This window comes from Flavobacterium aerium, from assembly GCF_030766725.1.
GTDB classification, from domain to species: domain Bacteria; phylum Bacteroidota; class Bacteroidia; order Flavobacteriales; family Flavobacteriaceae; genus Flavobacterium; species Flavobacterium aerium.
In genome coordinates, this window is record NZ_JARQWR010000014.1 from 86,948 (window position 1) to 106,717 (window position 19,770).

The window sequence follows — 19,770 nt, forward strand, 5'->3', positions numbered from 1 at the left end:
AAACATAAACACAAAAAAAACACCAATGCAGATGCAGTTTTTGTATTTTTGACCATAGCAGATTAAATCAAGATAATATGTTGAAAAAATTCAAATATCAACTTATAGCCGATACTATAGAAAAGCAGATTAAGGATGAAGTATTAGTTCCCGGTAATAAGCTTCCATCGTTACGTGTATTATGTACAACACATGGAATCAGTCAGAGCACCGCTATTGCTGTGTATTATGATTTGGAATCAAAAGGCTATGTAGAAGCCAATCCAAAATCGGGTTATTATGTGAGTCAACATATTCAAAAACAGCGTGTACTTCCTAAAACCAGTAAACCGGATGGTAAATTGAGTGAGGATGCTATGGACAAAATCACCGAATTGGTACTTTATTCTGCGGGTGCCGATTATATTCAGCTTTCCCACGGTGTTCTTGCTGATGAATTATTGCCAATTGCTAAGTTAAATAAAGCCATGATTCTGGCGATGAGAAGTCTAAAGGATAGTGGTACTGCTTATGGAGAAACACAAGGTAATGAGAAATTGAGACGTCAAATTGTCCGACATACCTATCATATTCCACAACTTGATCATGAAGAATTAATTACTACAGCGGGTTGTATTAATGCTATTTCTTATGCTTTAATGGCACTAACAGAACCTGGAGATTCTATTGCGGTAGAGAGTCCTGCCTATTTTGGCATATTACGCTTAGCCAAAAGTTTAAAATTAAATGTAGTCGAACTACCTACCCATCCTATAACAGGTATTGTGATTGAATCGCTACAAGATGCATTGGAAACCAAGAATATTAAAGTAGGTCTAATTGTTAGCAATTTTAGCAATCCATTGGGTAGTTTGATGCCTGATGAGCATAAAAAAGCAATTGTAAAACTGATACAACAGTACAATATTCCATTGATAGAAGATGATATTTATGGTGATTTATATTTTGAAACTAGGCCTTCAACTTGTAAAAGTTTTGATGAAAGTGGACTTGTTATTTTATGTAGTTCCTTTTCAAAAACGTTAGCACCAGGGTATCGAATTGGCTGGATTGCACCCGGAAAATTTAAAGCTGAGATTTTAAAACTGAAACTTACGCATTCTATTTCTTCTACCAATATCACACAGGAGGTAATCGCTAACTTCTTAGAAACTGGACGTTATGATCATCATTTACGAAAATTAAGACGCTCTTTACAAACAAATTGTATTCAATATACTAGAGCTATTGATCGTTATTTTCCAGACAACACCAAAATAAGCGCCCCAAAAGGCGGAATGGTCTTGTGGGTAGAGTTTGATAAAAAAGTAAATACTATTGAACTTTTCAAAATGGCAGTTCAAGCAGGAATCAGTATTGCGCCGGGGAAAATGTTTACACTACAAGATCAGTTTAGCAATTGCCTTCGTCTCAATTATGGAATACCGCTAAATGAGCAAACTGAAGCCGCTTTAAAGACCATTGGAGATTTGGCAAAAATTCTGGATAGACGATAACCATTGTATGGTTCAAAAAAAACTATGAACATCGTATTATTCCCATTTATTTGTTAAATTTAACTGAGATTCAAAGGAGCTTTGTTTCTATAGTATTGCTTGCGTAAGGTATTCATTAACCCCTTTTCAGTTCGTCTATGTGTAAAACTTTACTTTCCCTTTTATCGGTACTCAGTTTATCTCTTTTGGTATCTTGCTCTACTTCAAAAAGAATATCGAACTCTAAATTACAGCAATTTAAATACAATTACTGTGCTCCCACTGTTCCTAATAATATCACTAATGACCCTTGGCAGGAAACCAACAGTAATGATTTATCTAAATTCAATATTTCTACCCATGATCAATTGCTTTGTGAAATTCTGGGTATAACAGATCACATGAATGAATTATGGCTATTGAGACAGGACAGTTTGCATGATAATTCGGCTAAAGAAGTCGTTCTTAAACATAAAATTATCAGTCGAATATTATTAGCTCAATCAGAAATACAATCTATTTCAGCAGAACTTGATTGTGAAGGAGAACGATCGGATATGGCTGCAAGTTACCTTGATGATATCAATAGTAAAAGAAATACAAATTTGACGATTAGTGCCGTAATTGTTGGTGCCATAACAGGTATAGCATCTACTGTCACAAAAAATCCTGCTCAAACGACAGTTGCAATTAGTGGAGGTACACTCGGAGGTCTTTTAGGTTTGATGACTATTAATCCCAAAGGAAAAACAGTTGAATTTTACCATGATCGAAATTTGTTACGCACCATTTGGTTCACCACTTCTACCAATAGTGATTATCCAACATTTGTATGGAAAATGCTTCATGAAAAGAAATTCAGCAATCTTGGTGAAGTTACGCTCGCTGAAAGCATAAAAAACAGGTGGCAACAATTTGAATTTGAAGGAAGTATTGATCCTGAAAAAGAGAAACTACTGTTTAGTACAGGTGGTAATTATTATTCCGCCGATTTACATTCTCGTTCTTCCATGCTCAATCAATTACAATCTACAGTTCGCTCCTTCCACCAGGATTTAACGAGTCTTATTACGTATATCAATAATGCCGAATAAATCTATTTTTTCATTGAAAAAACATTATCCAATACCCAAGCAGGCCCAATAAGGAGAAACTGTAAATCTTTTAAAAACGAAGGTTTTTTACCTTCAATTTTATGTCCATAAAACTGTCCAATCCAAGCTACTGCAAAAATGACAATGGATACAATCCAAAGCGGAAGATAAACCGATATCAGATAATTAACGACCAAACAGAGTAGTGAAAACAAAGCGACCTTTAATGCCATACTGATGGACAATCGCAAATAAAAGAATAAAACAAAAATCAATACCACAACTGCCCAATTCACAAATATAGGCTGATTTGATCCCACTATACGGTCTAAAAAACCGGTTGGAATACTCATCAGCAATCCAACTATTGAAAAGAAAATAGCTGGTACACAAATGTAATGTATCGCTTTATTTTGTGGGTTTTGATGACTTACTCCGTATTCATCAAACCATTGCTTTAAGGTTCTCATAATCATCCATTTATTTACTATTACTAAGTTAAATAATTAATTCTAGTAAATGAAGGTTAGCCCTAGTTTATTATTTACTCTTTTTCTAAAATACTGAAAAGTTCACCATCTTAAAAATAGAATTAATGTTCATATTTGTAATTCAATTGGTGGACGATTCGCTGTTTTTTTTCAAAAAACGAACCCCGTTAACCACTTTTTTTTAATAACTTACGATTCAATTTAAAAAGGAACTACGCTATGGTACTAAAAGTTATTAATACAATATTAATTCTTGGTGCCGTATATATGGGCATCAAACAAGGCTGGGCAATGTTCTCTGGAAAGCCAGAAATGCTCGAATTATTTGGCAAATGGCACTTTAGTAAAACAGCTGTTATGATGGTCGGTGCCATTACTCTGCTTAGTGCTTTACTACTACTGCATCCTAAAACCTTTGTTTGGGGTAATTTCCTGATGGCAGCAGGAATACTACTTATTATTTGTTTCCATCTCCAAGATAAAGACCTAAAAGGTACCGCAATCGAGTTGCCTTTTTTACTCCTCAATTTTGTGATTCTGTATTTACAACATCCTTTTTCCAAACCATTGTAAAACTAAATTCCTGATGAAACAGTATTTATACAGTCTGCTCCTTATGCTTTTATGCTGTATGACAGCTCATGCACAATCCCCATCTCCTAAAAAAGAAATAAAATCATCTAAAACCAATACGAATATGCCATTAAATACAGAAAAATTATCCAATTCAATTGTTAAGAGTGCTATTGAAGCATTAGAAAAAGGAGATTCAAAAGGCTGGTTTTCCTTATTTACAGATCAGGCTGAACTTTATGATGATGGCCGAAAAATGGATTTCAAATCATTCTTTTCAAAAGCTATAGGTCATGAACGGTTTACGAGTATCGATAAGGTTGAAAACAACGGACTAGATCTCTATGGGAAATTCCATAGTGATCAATGGGGCGATTTTAAAACATATTTTAAATTCTATCTCAATGAGAATCATAAAATTACTAAACTTGAAATTGGTCAGGCCAATTATTAGATACTAGAATCTCTTTTCATTTTTATTACAATTTAATATTCAGAACATTCCATTATGCGCATAGGAAAACATTATAATCTCACAGAATTTTTACTTTGGACCCGCAAAAGCATTTATTGGCTCTTTATCATATCTTTTATTCCCACTGCCTTATATCAGTTTCTTGGATGGAAATGGCTTGCAATTCCATGGGTTCCAGTGGCATTAATTGGTACTGCTGCAGCTTTCATTGCTGGATTTAAAAATACGCAAACCTACAATCGAATGTGGGAAGCCAGACAAATATGGGGTGCTATCATAAACAGTAGCAGAACCTGGGGAATCATGGTCAAGGACTTTGTGAGAAACAGTAAAAGTGAGGAAGAAAAACAGATTCATAAAGAGTTAATCTACCGTCACATTGCTTGGCTTACGGCATTGCGTTTTCAAATGAGAGAATCTAGAAATTGGGAAAATATCAAAACAAAATCCCGCAATTTCGAATATACAAATCATTATACGATTCCAGAATGGAAAAACAAACTTGAAGATGACCTACAACCTTATCTTTCTGAAAAAGAGCGTCAGTATATTCTAGGAAAGAAAAATAGAGCCACTCAAATTATTGCTTTACAATCCAAACAATTGAAAGAATTAAATGAATCAGGGGAATTAGAAACCCTCCGTTATGTAGAGATGGAGAATATTCTAAAAGAACTTTATGATCATCAAGGAAAAAGTGAACGAATTAAAAACTTCCCCTATCCACGTCAATTTGCCAGTATAAATTTATTCTTCATCCGCTTATTAATCATTCTTTTACCATTTGGTTTATTAAATGAATTTGGAAAAATCAGTGGGCTTGGAGTATGGCTTACTATACCTTTCAGCATCATGGTGGGTTGGGTTTTTATCTCTCTAGAACAAGTAGGAGAAAGTACTGAGAATCCATTTGAAGGTGGGGCTAATGATATTCCTATCACTTCCATAAGCCGTACGATAGAAATTGACTTGCGTGAAATGCTAGATGAAACCGACATTCCTCCTGCTCTTGAAGCGGAGTATAACATCCTAATGTAATCTATTAAAATTCAGAAATTCTATCCCAATATCAAAACAACGGAAGATACTGTAAACATGTGACTATTTCTCAATGGAGATACTGATATGGGTTCATTCTCATCCTATAAACGTTTTGAACACTTAAATTTGGAAACGAATCAACGTACTAATTGGATGGATGATTTTTTTGCCTAAACGCATTCAATACACAGAATTATGCCTACATTTAGATATCCGTTTTAATCTTTTTAAATAAAAATCCAATGAAACGAATTATTCTAATCGCTATTTTAGGTTTATTCTATCATACAATGCAGGCACAAGCTGAAAACCCTAAATACAATAAAAACTTAGCCGAATCCTTAGGAGCTGATGAGTATGGCATGAAATTCTATGTTTTGGTCATTTTAAAAACGGGCGCGAATACTACAAAGAATAAAGAAGTAACCGATAGTTTATTTCAAGGTCACATGGCCAATATAGAAAAATTAGCCAAGGATGGTAAGCTTGTCATTGCAGGACCAATGCAAAAAAATGAAAAGTCTTATCGTGGAATTTTTGTGCTGAATGTAAAAACAATAGAAGAAGCTGCCACATTACTCGAAACTGATCCAGCAATTAAAGAAAAATTATTGGAAGCCGAATTATATGGTTGGTATGGTTCCGCAGCATTACCGTTATATCTAAAAGAACACGATAAAATCGAAAAGAAGAAACACTAGACTAGAGCCATTAAATATTATGTGCGATATGCCATAAAACACCCGTTGGGTCAATGAGATGAAAATCTCGCATTTTCCATGGTTCGTCTTTAGGTTCGCTCATGAAAACACCATAACGATTCACGATGTCTTTTTCATTCCAGTTTGCCCACCATGCATCGGCATCATCCACCATCAGATGCATCACAAAATTTTCTGCATGTTCTTCCACATAAAAATTCTGTAAAAAGAAACTACAGTCTTGGAATAGCACATACGCTAAATCATTATCGCTCCATGGAATGGAAAATCCTAAATCGATATAAAATTGCTTTGCAAGTTCAAAATCTTTTGTCGGTACAAAAGCTTTAATTTCTACTGCATTCATTATTAAGTTGTTTAGAAAATATATACACAAATATATGTGAAAATTCACATAGTGAAACAGCCATTTTGTAAATTAGCATCAATGAATTTCATTTTTCTATTTATTGAAAAATTTGATATTTTCTAAAAATAAATGCTCAATAAACCAATTTATTATTACACTCATGAATCTAAAAGATGCAAAAATAATTATTACCGGTGGTAGTGCCGGAATAGGATATGAAACTGCTAAATTATTAAAAGAATCTGGTGCTCAGGTCGTGATCTGTGGTCGCCATGAGGATACAATCCTTAAAGCTGCACAAGAAATAAATGTACATGGTTTCAAAGCAGATGTAGCTAATGAAGCAGATGTTATCGCCCTTTTCAAATTTGCTTTTGAAAAAATGGGAGGTATTAATGCTTTAATCAACAATGCAGGTATTGGTCAATTTTCTTCTTTGGTGGATACCACAGCTGAGGATATGAAAAAAGTATTTGATATTAATGTATTAGGAGCCTTTTTTGCAGGAAAAGAAGCCGCTAAGTATTTCATCAAGCAAAATCATGGTAACATCATTAATATTGCTTCTACAGCTGCTCGCAAAGGGTTTGCAGAAGGAACATCATATGTGGCTAGCAAATTTGCCTTGGCCGGTATGACAGAATGTTGGCGTGCTGAACTCAGACAATATAATGTTCGTGTAATGCAGGTTAATCCTAGTGAAGTAATTACCACTTTTGGTGAGAAACTAAACTTCCCTGCTCCTACCAATGTGGAACGCAAATTAAAAGCAACCGAGATTGCTCATGTTATTCAATCCATGTTATCAATGAACGATGTTGGTTTTATCACAGAAACCTCAGTTTGGGCAACTAATCCATAAAACTAAAAATTTTGAGGAGAAACGGTTTTCAAATCCAAACCATCAATCTATAAAAAAGCCCGTTTATACGGGCTTTTCTTTTTTAATTACTCGCTACAAATGGAGCTTTCTGACTATAATTGTCCGTCTCAATTGCTGTAACAATGAAATCGGCTAAATCGGCAGTACTGATTCGCGCTCCTAAACAATCTTCTAGGCTCACTAAAAGCCCTCTTCTTTCGCTCGTCTGTTCTATCCACGGCAATCGAATCATGGTCCAGCTAACGTTGCTCTCCCTTACAATATCGTAAGCTCTTTGTTTATCGGCAACTACTTCTGGAAACATATCTTTCATCCATTTTGAGGCTTCAATATTGGCATTACTTTTAGCATCGCCAGGTACATCTATTGTAATTCCAGCTAAAAACATATAGCGCTGAACATGGTACTCGTCCATCCCTTTCAGAATATTAATTGCTGCCAAACTGGACATCAATGGTTCCTCTTTCGGTTGTCCTATAGCACTAATCACAACGGTACAGCCTTGTACTAACTGTTGTACAGATTCGTACTCTTTTACATCTCCCATCACAATAGAGAGCTGAGGGTGGATTATGGTATATTTTTCAGGATTTCTGATTAATGCATTTACTGCATAACCCTCTTGTAATAATTGTTGTAGTATAGATTGACCAGCCTTACCTGTTGCTCCCAATAGCGCTATTTTTATTGAATTTTTCATGATTTTCTTTATAAAATTAAAAAGGAATATCCTGTAGCGTATTAAGTAGTTATACGTTACTTACGAATTACATCGTGTAATTCGATTTAATTGGATTCTATTTTATAAAGACATTAGAATAGCGCAAATATAAAAAAATCTCCTTCAATACAACAACCAAACAAAATTACAATTGAAACAAAATATCACTTTATTTTAACGAAAAGAATAAGCATTCCATTATTTATTACCATTTGTTTCCTCTTTTTACTAAAACTAAATATCTTTGACAGGCTAACCAATTAATAATCATCTAATGAAAATCTTTAAAAAAATTATTATTGCACTTGCCATTTTAGTGGGTATACTACTAATTGCAGGTCTTTTTCTAAAAAAAGATTATTCTGTTGAACGAGAAATCGTAATTAATAAACCCAAACAGGAAGTATTTGATTACATCAAATTGCTTAAAAATCAGGATTATTTTAGCAAGTGGTCTATGCAGGATCCTAATGCTGTAAAAACGTATCGCGGTATCGATGGAACTCCTGGATTTGTAGCAACTTGGAATAGTAAAAATAATGAAGTGGGTGCTGGTGAACAGGAAATCAAAAAAATTACGGAAGGCGATCGTATGGACGTTGAACTGCGTTTCAAAGTACCTTTTGAATCCACCGAAAATGCTTATTTTATTACTGAAGCGATCTCACCTACACAAACAAAAGTAAAATGGGGCTTCAATGGACATACAGGATATCCCATGAATTTAATGTGTGTCTTCATGAACTTTGAAGGAATGGTTGGTAATGATTTAAATATTGGTTTAATAAACCTTAAAGGTGTTTTAGAAAAAAAATAGATGTCATTTACCCGTGAATTTAATTGGTTGTATTTTCCTTCCTATTCGTTTCATATAATTCCAAAACGGATAATAACTGGGGTAAATACAACCAATTGTATTTTACATTCAATACACACATTCTTAAAGTTTTAAATTTACCACGTCAAAACGGTTTTATCTACTATAAAAAACCAAAACATTATGCTATTTTAGCCTACACAATTAATCCGGAAACAGATGAATGAAAATGTTTTATTAGATACAATATCAGTAATTTGCTTCCTTGTAATTATCGTGTTTCTTTTCTTTTCAGTTTTTCTATTAACCCTGAAATCGAGTAAGAAAACGAGTAATACCTTATTGGCGCTTTTCTTAATCATTACTGTAATTGATTTAAGTGTGTATGTGTATTTCCGGTTTGTATCGCTCCCACCCAATCTGGAAATGCTTCGAATACGGATTTCTTTTTTCAAAAGTCCATTGTGGTTTTTATACATTCTATCCCTAGTATACACGGATTTCCGACTACGCCCTATACATTTATTACACGCGATTCCTTACCTAATATCTTTATTAGTACTCACACCAGGTTTCTTCTTGGCAGATGAGACAACAAAAGAATACTTCTTTAATAATTACAACAGCATGCCGGAATCTAAATTCCTGCACTATCTCAGTAGTTTTCAATCTCTATTTTATACCATTGCTTGTATTATTGCTGTTCGGAAATATCGAAAGCTATTATTGGAGAATTACACCAATAGCAATTCATTATCCATCTATCGGTTTGTAATACAATTAATTGTTATTGATTTTGCTTTATCTAGTATTACCGAAATCAAAGGTATTTTAGAATTACATGCCGATCCTATTGTATTTAATTATGCCCGAATTATAATGCTTTTATTGGGCTTGGCTTTTATATTCTGGTTAATCCTGAAGGCATTGTACTATCCTGTACTTTTTAAAGGAGTCGATTCTAAACTGGAACTCGTAGAAAAGATGATTACCGAAAAAGGTCCAGAGGATATAACAACAAAAGAAGAAATAAGTCCCGAGAATCAAGCATTAATACATGAATTAAAAACCTATATGGAGCAGCAGGAACCTTACTTGGAACCTTCATTAACAATACAGGATCTTTCCAATCAGATGAAAATGCCTGCTCGAGATTTATCTATTTTAATTAATCACAATATGGATCAACACTTTTTTGATTTTGTAAATGAATATCGTATTCAAAAAGCAATGCGAATCTTAAAAGATCCAGAGAGAAAAGACTTAACCGTATTAGAAATTTTATATGAAGTCGGTTTTAATTCAAAATCTTCATTTAATACCTATTTTAAAAAATATACACATCTTACTCCCACAGCATATCGTAATAGCTGATTTTCAATGATTTAAAAAAAAGTCGAACGCCTCCTAATAAAGTCGAACTGATTTCCTAACAAGAAATTGGTTCGACTTTTTTTGTCGGTCGCCTATCTGATAGCTATGCAGCAACTTTGCTTCAGAATTAGTTACCAACACAAAAAACTAAAATCCGATATCATGAAAAAATTAAGCTTGTTAATAGTATTATTATTGTTCCCATTATGGTGTATGGCACAATTAAAACTAAAAGGTTCTGTGCAAGATGCCATAGGCCCATTAGGATTTGCCAATGTATCCTTAACGAATTCGCAAGGAGATGTAGTTACAGGAACCGTTACAAAAGAAGATGGTACTTTTAGCCTTCAAGCGAATGCGGGTACTTATAAAATTCAAATCAGCTTTTTGGGCTATACCGACATTATCAAAGAGGTTACACTGGATAAAGACATCGATTTTGGAAAATTAATCTTAGCGGAGGATGCAGTAAGTCTAGAAGAGATTACGGTTGTTTCACGTAAAAAAATGATTGAGTATAAAACTGATCGTCTTATTTTTAATTTGGAAAATAATGTTTCTACTAGTGGTGGTGGCGCCTTAGATGCTTTGCGTGTAGCACCTGGTTTAGTCGTTCGAAATAATTCCATTAGTATGTTAGGGAAAGGTTCTTCTCGTGTAATGGTAGACGGACGTATGATTGAGTTAACGGGAGAAGAATTAGTTGCATTCTTAAACTCTATTAATGCTAATGATATTAAAAATATAGAAATCATAACTAATCCACCCGCAAAATATGAGGCTGCTGGCGATGGTGGAATCATCAATATCAATCTGAAAAAAGGAGCAACCGACTCCTGGAAAAACTCATCTACACTAGCTTATGATCAAAACACCTATGGTTCAACGACATTGCGAAACAACTTTTTATACAATAAAGATAAAGTAAAGTTCTCTTTTAGTGGAAGTGGAAAAGTAGGTCATTCTCAAAACAAACAAGATTTAGACACTTATTATCCTACCGGACCATGGGAATTCCGATATAAAGGAAAACAAAAAAATGATCCTATTTCAGGCCGTGCTGCTTTGGATTATGATCTATCAGATCGTACAACAATTGGAGTACAGTATTTAGGAAATTCAAGTAACCCTGATTCCCATGATGTTTCAAGAATCAGCATTAAAAATCCTGTTCGTCAGTTGGATTCACTATTAGTAAACACTGGAAATAATGGAATAAAAACATCTAATCAAACCTATAATGCACATATGATTACTAAATTGGATACTGTAGGAAGAACACTTTCTTTTGATGTGGATTATTTTAAATTCAATTCTAAAATTGATAATCACTTTGTTGCAGAATCCTTTTCTCCTGAAATGCAATTTCTAAATACCAATTTGGCTGCGCAAAATAAATCCAATCAAAACATCAACAACTTCAGCCTTAAAGCAGATATGGAACATCCATTCGCTTTTGCTAATATCTCTTATGGTGCAAAAGTTAGTTTCAGCAAAAGTACCGGAGCAATCCAATATTACAATACCATAACGGGAACGCCTACATTGGATCCAAATCGTTCAAATACTTTTGAATACAAAGAAAGAAATCAAGCACTTTACATCAATGGAACTAAAAAAATCAATGATAAATTAAGCCTACAATTGGGTTTACGCGTTGAAAACACACAAACTGAGGGCTATTCTCAAACATTAAATCAAGCGAATACCAATAATTATTTCAAACTCTTCCCTACAGTCTATGCTTCCTATACCAAAAATGAAAACCATAGCTTCTCATTCAATTATGGAAAAAGAATTAACAGGCCTAATTTTAGAGATTTAAATTCATTCCGTTCTTACTTAAACAGTAATAGTTATTCAGAAGGAAATCCTTTTTTACAACCTTCTTTCACCAATACTTTTGATTTCACGTACAATTACAAGGGTAAATTAAGAACTAATGTATTTATGAATGTTACTTCTAATGGTTTTGGTGTCATATTTAATTCAAATCCAGAAACGAATACACAGATTGTAAGTAGAGAGAACTATTTTGAAGAATATTACTATGGTATTGGGGAGCATTATACAACAGAAATTACTGGTTGGTGGCAAACACAGAATCTAGTGTATATTTTAGGTTCAAAAAATAAATTTGACACTACAATTAATGCTACTCCAACAAACAAAATACAATTGTATTTCTCATCAAATAACACATTTTCATTGAGTGAAAACACAAAATTACAAGTAGATTATTCCTATGGTTCTCCTTACAAAAGGGGTTTATATGAATACGGTACTATAACAGGATTAAATCTTGCTGTAAAACAAAATCTAATGAAAGGAAACATGCAAGTATCATTACTTTTCAATGACATCTTTAACACAGCTTATCTAAAAGATTACACCTCTGTAGTAAATGGTATTCAACAGATTTATAATGAGAATAACAGTAGCCGCTTTGTACGTCTTTCACTAACTTATTCTTTCGGTAACGATAAAGTAAAAGAAAACAAAAGAGCTTTTGGTAATGACGACGAAAGAAACAGAACCAACTAATCAATTACTAATAATCTATATCCTGCAATAATCAATTTAATGGTGTTGTTTTATTTTAATTAAAAAATAAATATCTTTGATACACAACATGTTACAATCTTATTTAGATCACACTTATAAAAGTCCCAAACTTTAATTAACTTAAAAATATCGATCATGGAAAAATTAAAATTTCAAATTAAAATTGATGCTTCTAAAGAAAAAGTATGGAATACATTAACTGAAGATGATACCTATAGAAAATGGACCCTACCATTTAGTCAAGGTTCCCATTTCATTGGAAATTGGAAAGAAGGTACTACTATGGTTTTCTTAAATAATGAAAATAGAGGAATGTACAGTCATGTGAATAAAAACATCCCTTATGAATTAATTTCTGTAGCACATATTGGGATGTATGAAAATGGAAAAGAACAGCCCATTGATGAGGAAACAAAAAAATGGACAGGATCTCTGGAAGAATACTATTTAACGGAAGATGGAGGAATTACAACACTCGAAGTAAGAGTAGACAGCGATGAAGATTTTAAAGATTATTATAATACAACTTTCCCTAAAGCCTTTGCCTTACTAAAGGAGATAGCCGAAAAATAGTCCGATTAATTATTTCCAGAATAAGAAATCCATTTTTAGTTTGATTTTTATAACTTTACCGTATGAAAACAACTGAAACTATCCAAGAGTTTTACAATCGTGTTCCTTATGCTAACCCAATGGATCTTCCATTGAATAATGCAGGAGCTGGTCATTTTAATGTCTATTCCAGAGATTCCTGTACCATTATCACCCCTTATAGTCGTCGTGATTTTTACAAAGTTTCTCTTATTATTGGAACAGGAAAGTTACATTATGCTGATAAATGGATTTCTATTGATCGTCCTGCTTTACTGTTTTCAAACCCTATAATTCCTTATTCATGGGAGGCCGAATCCGTAATTCAAGAAGGTTGGTTTTGCCTGTTTACAGAAGCTTTTATTAATTCTGAAGAACGCAAAGGAGTCTTACAAGACTCTCCTTTATTTGGAATTGGCGGTAATCCTATCTTTTTCATCGATGCGGAACAACAAAACGAAATCGCTTCTATTTTCAAGAAGATGGAAAAAGAAATCGCTTCGGATTACACACACAAATACAGTGTATTACGCAATTATTTGCACCTCATTATTCATGAAGCGATGAAGATGAGCCCTGTTGTTAATTTTGAAAAGCACGCCAATGCTTCTACTCGTATTGCTGGTCTTTTCATGGAGTTATTGGAAAGACAATTTCCAATTGATGCACCCGAAAACGCTTTAAAATTAAAAACTGCCAAAGATTATGCGCAAAGTCTTTCTGTACACGTAAATCATTTGAATCGCTCTATAAAAGACATCACCGGAAAAACGACTACCGAACATATTGCAGCACGCATTACACAAGAAGCCCAAGCGTTGTTACAACATACTGATTGGAATATCTCGGAAATCGCTTATGGTCTCGGATTTGAGTATCCTGCTTATTTCACTAATTTCTTTAAAAAAAATACGGGTAGCTCCCCTAATGTAGCTCGTGAAAGTATTGTTTGAATTTTATAAGCAACTGTTTGAATACTGTAAATCGCTTGCTAAGGACTTGATATAACTTTGCTGTATCAAAAAACCTTACTATTATGAAATACAGAAATCTTGGAACAACAGAAGAAAAATTATCAGCTATCGGACTGGGTTGCATGGGAATGAGTTTTGCCTATGGTCCTACTGATGATACAGAAAGCATTGCTACATTACACAAAGCTTTGGATTTGGGAATCAACTTTTGGGATACAGCAGATATGTATGCCAATGGTTTAAATGAAGAATTGATTTCTAAAGTATTGGTACCGAATCGCGATCAAGTTTTTATCGCTACAAAATTTGGCTTTCGCTTTAAAGATGACGTAGCAGGTCCTAGCAGTGCTACAGGAACTTATTTTGATGGTTCACCTGCTTGGATGAAAAAAGCGGTAGAACAAAGTTTAAAACGATTGAAAATCGATACAATCGACTTATACTATGCCCACCGTGTAGACCCTAATATTCCTATTGAGGAAACGGTAGGTGCCATGGCAGAATTAGTCAAAGAAGGAAAAGTACGTTATTTAGGATTAAGTGAAGCCTCTCCTGCTTCTCTTCGTAAAGCTCATGCGGTACATCCTATTGCTGCCTTACAAAGTGAGTATTCATTATTAACCCGCGATGTAGAAGGGGAAATATTAAAGACTACAAGAGAATTAGGCATATCATTAGTTCCTTACTCTCCATTGGCTCGAGGATTAGTCACAAACACTTTGGATATCAATAACCTGAGTGATAGTGATTTCCGAAAAACATTACCGCGTTACCAACAAGAATATGCAGACAACAATGCAAAATTAGTTCAAGGTTTTGCCGAAATTGCCCAAGGAATCAATTGTACTCCTGCACAATTGGCTCTAGCATGGGTACTAGCACAAGGGAATGACATCATCCCAATCCCAGGAACTAAAAAAACAAAATACTTACAAGATAATGCTGGAGCAGTCAATGTTATTTTATATGCCAATGATATTAAAAACATTGAAGATTTAATTGCCCGTTATCCTAATACGGGAGAGCGTTATACTGAAGGTGCTATGAAATTAGTGAATAATTAATTCGTAATACTATCCCATTTCAAAAGGGTTATTCTAGTAGAATAACCCTTTTTTATTTTATAAGACCATCAACCTTTTTGTATTCAATAAAAGAGTATTTTAGAGTCTAATTTTGACGCTTTATTATTCCTGATATGAACAAAAAATTACTTTTAATATTAAGTATCGGATTACAATTTTATACATCCCTTGCTATTGGTCAGGATAAAATCCTTAGTCCTGCATTTAAAAAATCAACCATCCTAAAAATTGATACGCTACTCCAACAAAATTATGTGTTTCCTGAAGTAGCTGTACAAATTGGAAATCATTTAAAATCTCAGTTGGAGAAAGGAACTTTCAATCAGTTTACGGTATTGGATTCTTTTGCAAATGCATTGACAAAAGAACTTCGTGTGATAAATAATGATAAACATCTAGGCGTTTGGTCCACTATTAATAACAAAAACCCAAAAGAAAACACAGAAGATGCTTATTCTAAGTATCATACAAAGTTTGTTACTTCTCGGAACCAAAACAATGGTTTTCTCGAAGCAAAAAAGATGGAAGGGAACATTGGTTATCTAAATATTCTCTCTTTCCCCAATTTGGCAGAAGCAAAAGAAACTATAGATGCTTATATGAAACTTATCTCTACTACAGATGCATTAATTATTGATCTACGAAATAATGGTGGTGGTAATGCTGATGCAGTGAATTATTTCTCAAGTTATTTTTTAGACAAAAAAACACTCCTATTTAGCTTATATGAGCCAAAAAATAATAAAACAACCGAATTTTGGAGTGTTGATCAGGTGAGTGGTAAAAGAATTCCAACTATTCCACTTTTTATTTTAATTGGAAAATCAACATTCTCAGGAGCAGAGTCATTCAGTTATTCCATGCAAGCACTAAAACGAGGAATGGTCATTGGTCAATCTTCTGCTGGAGCAGCACACATTGGCTATCCTATAAAAGCAAATGATAGCTTAGAAATCTACATTCCGTTTGCCCGTGGTATCAATTCAATTACAAAGACAGATTGGGAAGGTGTCGGAGTCATTCCTGATGTTAAAATTGAAGCAGACAATACCTATACAAAAGCATTAGAATTAGCAACTATAGCGGCACAACAATATCGTGAGAAGAGCGCCAAACAATCTCAAGAATTGTATGATAAGCTTCAAAAGGCAATCAATCAGATTGTACAAAACCCTAAAAGTACTCCAACGGAACAGGCCTTATTACAGGTTATGAAAGAGTGTATTCAATCTGAGCTGTACAATGAAGGTGACTTTCTATTTTTTGGAAGTCAGTATCAACAAAATAATCAGTTCGTAGAAACAGAAATCTTGTTGAAAAATACAACCGTATTGTTTCCTCAATCTCCTTTTGCTTTCTTACATTATGCAGACATTTTAGAAATTAATAAAAAGAAAACTACTGCTCTAAAAACTCTTGAAAAAGCTATAAATCTGGCTACTGAACAAAAAGCACCTTACCTAGATGGATTGAAAAGAAGGTATGAACAAATGAAAAGCAGTAAATAATTATTCTTTCTAAAATACACTCGCTAGTTTTTCCTGAATAAAACTAATCCTATTTTCTATGGTAGTTTTGGGTAGCTCAATACATTCATAACCATAGAAAGTGTATGTTTTTAGCATTATCTCATAGGTAGCAATGGCCTCGCTAAAGGTTTGTTTTCGTTCTGTATCATTTGTATAAATCGATTCCCATGGCGGCGTAATAAATACCTTTGTGTTGTATCGTAAATATTCTGCTGTCTTATGCATTAATTCTGGAACTTCCAAATGGCATAATGTAAGATAACCAATCACATCGGGTATGCCACGATCAAAAAAGACTGGCTTATGAACTTCTTTTATGAACTTAAAATCTTTCATGGCCTGATGTAACATTAAATCGGCAAATCCCTGTTGATTTCTCCAAGGAAGCCCTGTTCCATTACTTTGCAATTGCTCCTGAATAATTGCACGACCTACTTCTTCTATCCCGATATAGTCTTGTTTTTGCAAAGCATTCAATAGTGTCGTTTTCCCCATTCCAGGTCCGCCCGTAATAACGATAAAATTTGGTCGATCAATTCGTTCCATATCAAATAGATTAAACCCTACTCCATCATCAAATAATGTAGTTTCAGATTGAATTAATAAAAAAATAAGGTAAATAATACGGCTAAGACTGAGCTGTATTTTCTTTTTTGTGAAGTTGTATTCTATACAAAAATCTATATTTTTTATTAAGCGACCAAATTTATTTACATTCAACCATCTGCACTACAAGAGCATTCTGTCGTTTTAAAGTTACTGCCCATATAACCAATGCCAACAAACTAAAGCTTGCTCCCAAAGCACATACTCCTATCCAACCCAAATGAACATATATTTTTGTTGAGGCAATCGACCCTACACCACTTCCTATTGAATAAAACATCATGTATACTGCTACAATGCGGCTTCTTGCTTCTGGATTTAGTTTAAAAATCATGCTTTGATTCGTTACATGTACTGCTTGAACTGCTAAGTCCAATACAATAATCCCTAAAATTAAGGCACTAAGCGAATGGGTTGTAAAAGCAATGGCTCCCCATGATAAAAACAATAAGGTCAATGCTATCCCTGTAGTTTGTTGCCCTAATCCACGATCTGCTCTTTTTCCTGCACTCGTTGCCCCCAAAGCACCTGCTACACCAATCAATCCAAACAAACCGATTAGGGAAGAAGAAAATGAATAAGGCGGATCACTTAATGGTAATACTAATGCTGTCCATAGCGTTCCAAACGATGCAAAAAGTAATAAGGCTATTATCGCTCGGATGCGTAATATTCTTTCCGTTACAAATAGCCGAACCATTGATTGTAATAATTTCGGATAAGGCAGGATTACTTTATGCTCATCTTTTACCGGTAGTACTTTAAACAATGCAATAGCCAATACTAAAATTAAAAATGCAGACAAATAATATACCGATCTCCATCCAGCAATATCAGCCATTACACCCGCAATAGTACGGGCCAGTAATATTCCCAAAACAATCCCGCTTGTAATCTGTCCCACTACTCTACCTCTATCTTCGGCTGTTACTAAACTGGCTGCATATGCAACCAATACTTGAGTCACTACTGCAAATAATCCCATGAATGCCATACAAATAAGGAAAATATTTTTATTAGGCATCCAACCAATGATTAACAACAATACAACAGTTAGTAACAACTGTCCTACAATCATCTTTCGACGGTTGAATACATCTCCTAATGGAACAATAAAAAACAATCCTAATCCATAACCAATTTGAGTTATTGTAATTACAATCCCTGATGAACCTTGATTAATCCCTAATTCTGCTGCCATAATCTTTAATAATGGCTGTGCAAAGTATACATTCGCAACAGACATTCCTCCCGCTATCGCAAATAACAAAATCACTAACTGTGATAATTTGGTTTCTTTCTTTTGCTTTATTTTCATGATTTTTGAATTGTGTACTTTTTAGTACAAAATAAATTAAAAAAATTATTCGATTATTTTCAGCTGCATCTCAATCAAGGCCATTAAATCTTCTTGGTTTGTAGTCATTCTTCGGGTAATACCTAATCCATTCCAAATAGTAATTAAGTGTTTTGCCAATAACGCTGGAGCAATCTCAGTTTTTAATTCTCCTTTGCTTTTGGCATCAGTTACTACGTCTTTGAAGATATTTTCCAAGGCTTCTAAATGCTCAACAGCAATATACTTTAAAGATTCATCTACATTCGAAAACTCCATTATTGTATTCCCAAACAAACATCCATTTGCATTGGTTTGTGCTGATGCTAAGCTTATATTTCTGAAATGATTTTTTAATGTTTTAATTGGAGTAGTACTTTGTTGAAGTTTATACTTTAATTCCATTAATTCTCTCTCGCTTACACTTCGTAATACCTCCTCAAAAAGTTCTTTCTTTCCTCTTTTAAACTCCAAATAAAAACTTCCTTTCCCAATACCCATTGTTTTCAACAAATCCTCAGTTGAAGTTACTTCATATCCTTTTGACCAGAATATAGCTTCTGCTTTTTTAAGGATTTCTTCTTTCTTGAATATTTTAGGTCTGCCTGACATTTTATCTGATTTGAATACAAAGTTATATATTTTACCAATTGGTACAAAATAAAATTTTGTTAATCTATTCCATAAAAAAAGAGGAGCTAATAGACTCCTCTTTTACTGTATTATTACAATTCTTATTTCTTTACAATCAAGAATTCACTTCTTCTGTTTAAAGCATATTCTTCTTCTGTACAGTTTTCTTTACAGTCAACCTTTGGTTCGCTTTCTCCATATCCTTTACCTGTGATTCTAGATGCTGCAATACCTTTGAAAATCACATACTGAACTGTAGCTTTTGCTCTTCTATCCGACAACTTCATGTTGTAGTCATCTTTTCCTCTGTTGTCCGTATGGGATTTAACCATAATAACCATCTGGTCATTATTCTGCATCACTTGTACTAACTTATCCAGTTCAAAGGCACCTTCTTGTGTGATATTGCTCTTATTGAACTCAAAGTTAATGTCTT

The 19,770-nt window shown here is 33.9% G+C and carries 21 protein-coding genes; 14 read left to right on the forward strand and 7 right to left on the reverse strand.

From position 1 onward, the window contains the following. Positions 1-77: 77 nt before the first annotated feature. Positions 78-1,496 (forward strand): aminotransferase-like domain-containing protein, encoded by a 1,419-nt coding sequence (locus tag P6733_RS17040; RefSeq protein WP_306354164.1) that lies wholly within the window; start codon positions 78-80, stop codon positions 1,494-1,496. 137 nt (positions 1,497-1,633) lie between these two features. After that, positions 1,634-2,569, forward strand: a complete 936-nt coding sequence (locus tag P6733_RS17045; RefSeq protein ID WP_306354165.1) for a hypothetical protein — start codon at positions 1,634-1,636, stop codon at positions 2,567-2,569. 2 nt (positions 2,570-2,571) lie between these two features. Here the strand turns inward: P6733_RS17045 and P6733_RS17050 are convergent, their stop codons facing one another. Further along, positions 2,572-3,039 carry an Mpo1 family 2-hydroxy fatty acid dioxygenase gene (locus P6733_RS17050; protein WP_306354166.1) on the reverse strand — a complete coding sequence of 156 codons (468 nt, stop codon included), beginning with the start codon at positions 3,037-3,039 and terminating at the stop codon, positions 2,572-2,574. Positions 3,040-3,279: 240 nt separating this feature from the next. Between P6733_RS17050 and P6733_RS17055 the strand changes: the two genes are divergently transcribed. From P6733_RS17055 to P6733_RS17070, 4 genes are all read left to right on the forward strand, one after another. Further along, positions 3,280-3,633, forward strand: a complete 354-nt coding sequence (locus P6733_RS17055; RefSeq protein ID WP_306354167.1) for a DoxX family protein — start codon at positions 3,280-3,282, stop codon at positions 3,631-3,633. Positions 3,634-3,646: 13 nt separating this feature from the next. After that, a complete protein-coding gene (locus P6733_RS17060) occupies positions 3,647-4,087 on the forward strand; it encodes a hypothetical protein (protein ID WP_306354168.1) in 441 nt (146 codons plus the stop codon). 54 nt (positions 4,088-4,141) lie between these two features. Beyond that, positions 4,142-5,146, forward strand: a complete 1,005-nt coding sequence (locus P6733_RS17065) for a bestrophin family protein (protein ID WP_306354169.1) — start codon at positions 4,142-4,144, stop codon at positions 5,144-5,146. 245 nt (positions 5,147-5,391) lie between these two features. Beyond that, positions 5,392-5,850 (forward strand): YciI family protein, encoded by a 459-nt coding sequence (locus P6733_RS17070; protein ID WP_306354170.1) that lies wholly within the window; start codon positions 5,392-5,394, stop codon positions 5,848-5,850. Between the two features lie 10 nt (positions 5,851-5,860). Here the strand turns inward: P6733_RS17070 and P6733_RS17075 are convergent, their stop codons facing one another. After that, the gene (locus P6733_RS17075; RefSeq protein ID WP_306354171.1) at positions 5,861-6,217 is read right to left on the reverse strand and encodes a VOC family protein; all 357 of its coding nucleotides are present in this window, start codon (positions 6,215-6,217) and stop codon (positions 5,861-5,863) included. Between the two features lie 163 nt (positions 6,218-6,380). Here P6733_RS17075 and P6733_RS17080 point away from each other — a divergent pair, with 163 nt between their 5' ends. Then, a complete protein-coding gene (locus tag P6733_RS17080) occupies positions 6,381-7,082 on the forward strand; it encodes an SDR family oxidoreductase (RefSeq protein WP_306354172.1) in 702 nt (233 codons plus the stop codon). 82 nt (positions 7,083-7,164) lie between these two features. On the opposite strand, the gene P6733_RS17085 is transcribed toward P6733_RS17080, so the two are convergent. After that, positions 7,165-7,803 (reverse strand): NAD(P)-dependent oxidoreductase, encoded by a 639-nt coding sequence (locus tag P6733_RS17085; RefSeq protein WP_306354173.1) that lies wholly within the window; start codon positions 7,801-7,803, stop codon positions 7,165-7,167. Between the two features lie 295 nt (positions 7,804-8,098). Here P6733_RS17085 and P6733_RS17090 point away from each other — a divergent pair, with 295 nt between their 5' ends. The 7 genes from P6733_RS17090 (at position 8,099) to P6733_RS17120 (ending at position 16,738) form a co-directional block, all read left to right on the forward strand. Beyond that, entirely contained in the window at positions 8,099-8,641 is a 543-nt protein-coding gene (locus P6733_RS17090) for an SRPBCC family protein (RefSeq protein ID WP_306354174.1), read from the forward strand. A 219-nt stretch (positions 8,642-8,860) separates the two neighbouring features. Next, positions 8,861-10,015: a helix-turn-helix domain-containing protein gene (locus tag P6733_RS17095; RefSeq protein ID WP_306354175.1), complete on the forward strand. Its 1,155-nt coding sequence runs from the start codon at positions 8,861-8,863 to the stop codon at positions 10,013-10,015. Between the two features lie 162 nt (positions 10,016-10,177). Beyond that, positions 10,178-12,559: an outer membrane beta-barrel family protein gene (locus P6733_RS17100; protein WP_306354176.1), complete on the forward strand. Its 2,382-nt coding sequence runs from the start codon at positions 10,178-10,180 to the stop codon at positions 12,557-12,559. A 156-nt stretch (positions 12,560-12,715) separates the two neighbouring features. After that, positions 12,716-13,153, forward strand: a complete 438-nt coding sequence (locus P6733_RS17105) for an SRPBCC family protein (RefSeq protein WP_306354177.1) — start codon at positions 12,716-12,718, stop codon at positions 13,151-13,153. 62 nt (positions 13,154-13,215) lie between these two features. Further along, a complete protein-coding gene (locus P6733_RS17110) occupies positions 13,216-14,124 on the forward strand; it encodes a helix-turn-helix domain-containing protein (RefSeq protein WP_306354178.1) in 909 nt (302 codons plus the stop codon). A gap of 83 nt (positions 14,125-14,207) precedes the next feature. Then, complete coding sequence (locus P6733_RS17115) at positions 14,208-15,209, forward strand: aldo/keto reductase (protein ID WP_306354179.1); 1,002 nt, start codon at positions 14,208-14,210, stop codon at positions 15,207-15,209. Positions 15,210-15,343: 134 nt separating this feature from the next. Next, positions 15,344-16,738 (forward strand): S41 family peptidase, encoded by a 1,395-nt coding sequence (locus P6733_RS17120; RefSeq protein ID WP_306354180.1) that lies wholly within the window; start codon positions 15,344-15,346, stop codon positions 16,736-16,738. A gap of 9 nt (positions 16,739-16,747) precedes the next feature. Here P6733_RS17120 and P6733_RS17125 read toward each other — a convergent pair whose 3' ends face one another. From P6733_RS17125 to P6733_RS17140, 4 genes are all read right to left on the reverse strand, one after another. Continuing rightward, entirely contained in the window at positions 16,748-17,305 is a 558-nt protein-coding gene (locus P6733_RS17125) for an AAA family ATPase (protein ID WP_306354181.1), read from the reverse strand. A gap of 160 nt (positions 17,306-17,465) precedes the next feature. Then, positions 17,466-18,683 (reverse strand): MFS transporter, encoded by a 1,218-nt coding sequence (locus tag P6733_RS17130; protein WP_306354182.1) that lies wholly within the window; start codon positions 18,681-18,683, stop codon positions 17,466-17,468. 45 nt (positions 18,684-18,728) lie between these two features. After that, the gene (locus P6733_RS17135) at positions 18,729-19,313 is read right to left on the reverse strand and encodes a TetR/AcrR family transcriptional regulator (protein WP_306354183.1); all 585 of its coding nucleotides are present in this window, start codon (positions 19,311-19,313) and stop codon (positions 18,729-18,731) included. A gap of 122 nt (positions 19,314-19,435) precedes the next feature. Next, a partial coding sequence (locus tag P6733_RS17140; protein WP_306354184.1) for an OmpA family protein occupies positions 19,436-19,770 on the reverse strand: 335 nt, incomplete at its 5' end.

Coding starts and splice junctions, on each gene's coding strand:
- P6733_RS17105 (WP_306354177.1), top strand. CDS start 12,716: ATGGAAAAATTAAAATTTCAAATTAAAATTGATGCTTCTAAAGAAAAA.
- P6733_RS17110 (WP_306354178.1), top strand. CDS start 13,216: ATGAAAACAACTGAAACTATCCAAGAGTTTTACAATCGTGTTCCTTAT.
- P6733_RS17060 (WP_306354168.1), top strand. CDS start 3,647: ATGAAACAGTATTTATACAGTCTGCTCCTTATGCTTTTATGCTGTATG.
- P6733_RS17095 (WP_306354175.1), top strand. CDS start 8,861: ATGAATGAAAATGTTTTATTAGATACAATATCAGTAATTTGCTTCCTT.
- P6733_RS17075 (WP_306354171.1), bottom strand. CDS start 6,217: ATGAATGCAGTAGAAATTAAAGCTTTTGTACCGACAAAAGATTTTGAA.
- P6733_RS17120 (WP_306354180.1), top strand. CDS start 15,344: ATGAACAAAAAATTACTTTTAATATTAAGTATCGGATTACAATTTTAT.
- P6733_RS17100 (WP_306354176.1), top strand. CDS start 10,178: ATGAAAAAATTAAGCTTGTTAATAGTATTATTATTGTTCCCATTATGG.
- P6733_RS17050 (WP_306354166.1), bottom strand. CDS start 3,039: ATGAGAACCTTAAAGCAATGGTTTGATGAATACGGAGTAAGTCATCAA.
- P6733_RS17070 (WP_306354170.1), top strand. CDS start 5,392: ATGAAACGAATTATTCTAATCGCTATTTTAGGTTTATTCTATCATACA.
- P6733_RS17115 (WP_306354179.1), top strand. CDS start 14,208: ATGAAATACAGAAATCTTGGAACAACAGAAGAAAAATTATCAGCTATC.
- P6733_RS17130 (WP_306354182.1), bottom strand. CDS start 18,683: ATGAAAATAAAGCAAAAGAAAGAAACCAAATTATCACAGTTAGTGATT.
- P6733_RS17045 (WP_306354165.1), top strand. CDS start 1,634: ATGTGTAAAACTTTACTTTCCCTTTTATCGGTACTCAGTTTATCTCTT.
- P6733_RS17085 (WP_306354173.1), bottom strand. CDS start 7,803: ATGAAAAATTCAATAAAAATAGCGCTATTGGGAGCAACAGGTAAGGCT.
- P6733_RS17125 (WP_306354181.1), bottom strand. CDS start 17,305: ATGGAACGAATTGATCGACCAAATTTTATCGTTATTACGGGCGGACCT.
- P6733_RS17080 (WP_306354172.1), top strand. CDS start 6,381: ATGAATCTAAAAGATGCAAAAATAATTATTACCGGTGGTAGTGCCGGA.
- P6733_RS17055 (WP_306354167.1), top strand. CDS start 3,280: ATGGTACTAAAAGTTATTAATACAATATTAATTCTTGGTGCCGTATAT.
- P6733_RS17090 (WP_306354174.1), top strand. CDS start 8,099: ATGAAAATCTTTAAAAAAATTATTATTGCACTTGCCATTTTAGTGGGT.
- P6733_RS17040 (WP_306354164.1), top strand. CDS start 78: ATGTTGAAAAAATTCAAATATCAACTTATAGCCGATACTATAGAAAAG.
- P6733_RS17135 (WP_306354183.1), bottom strand. CDS start 19,313: ATGTCAGGCAGACCTAAAATATTCAAGAAAGAAGAAATCCTTAAAAAA.
- P6733_RS17065 (WP_306354169.1), top strand. CDS start 4,142: ATGCGCATAGGAAAACATTATAATCTCACAGAATTTTTACTTTGGACC.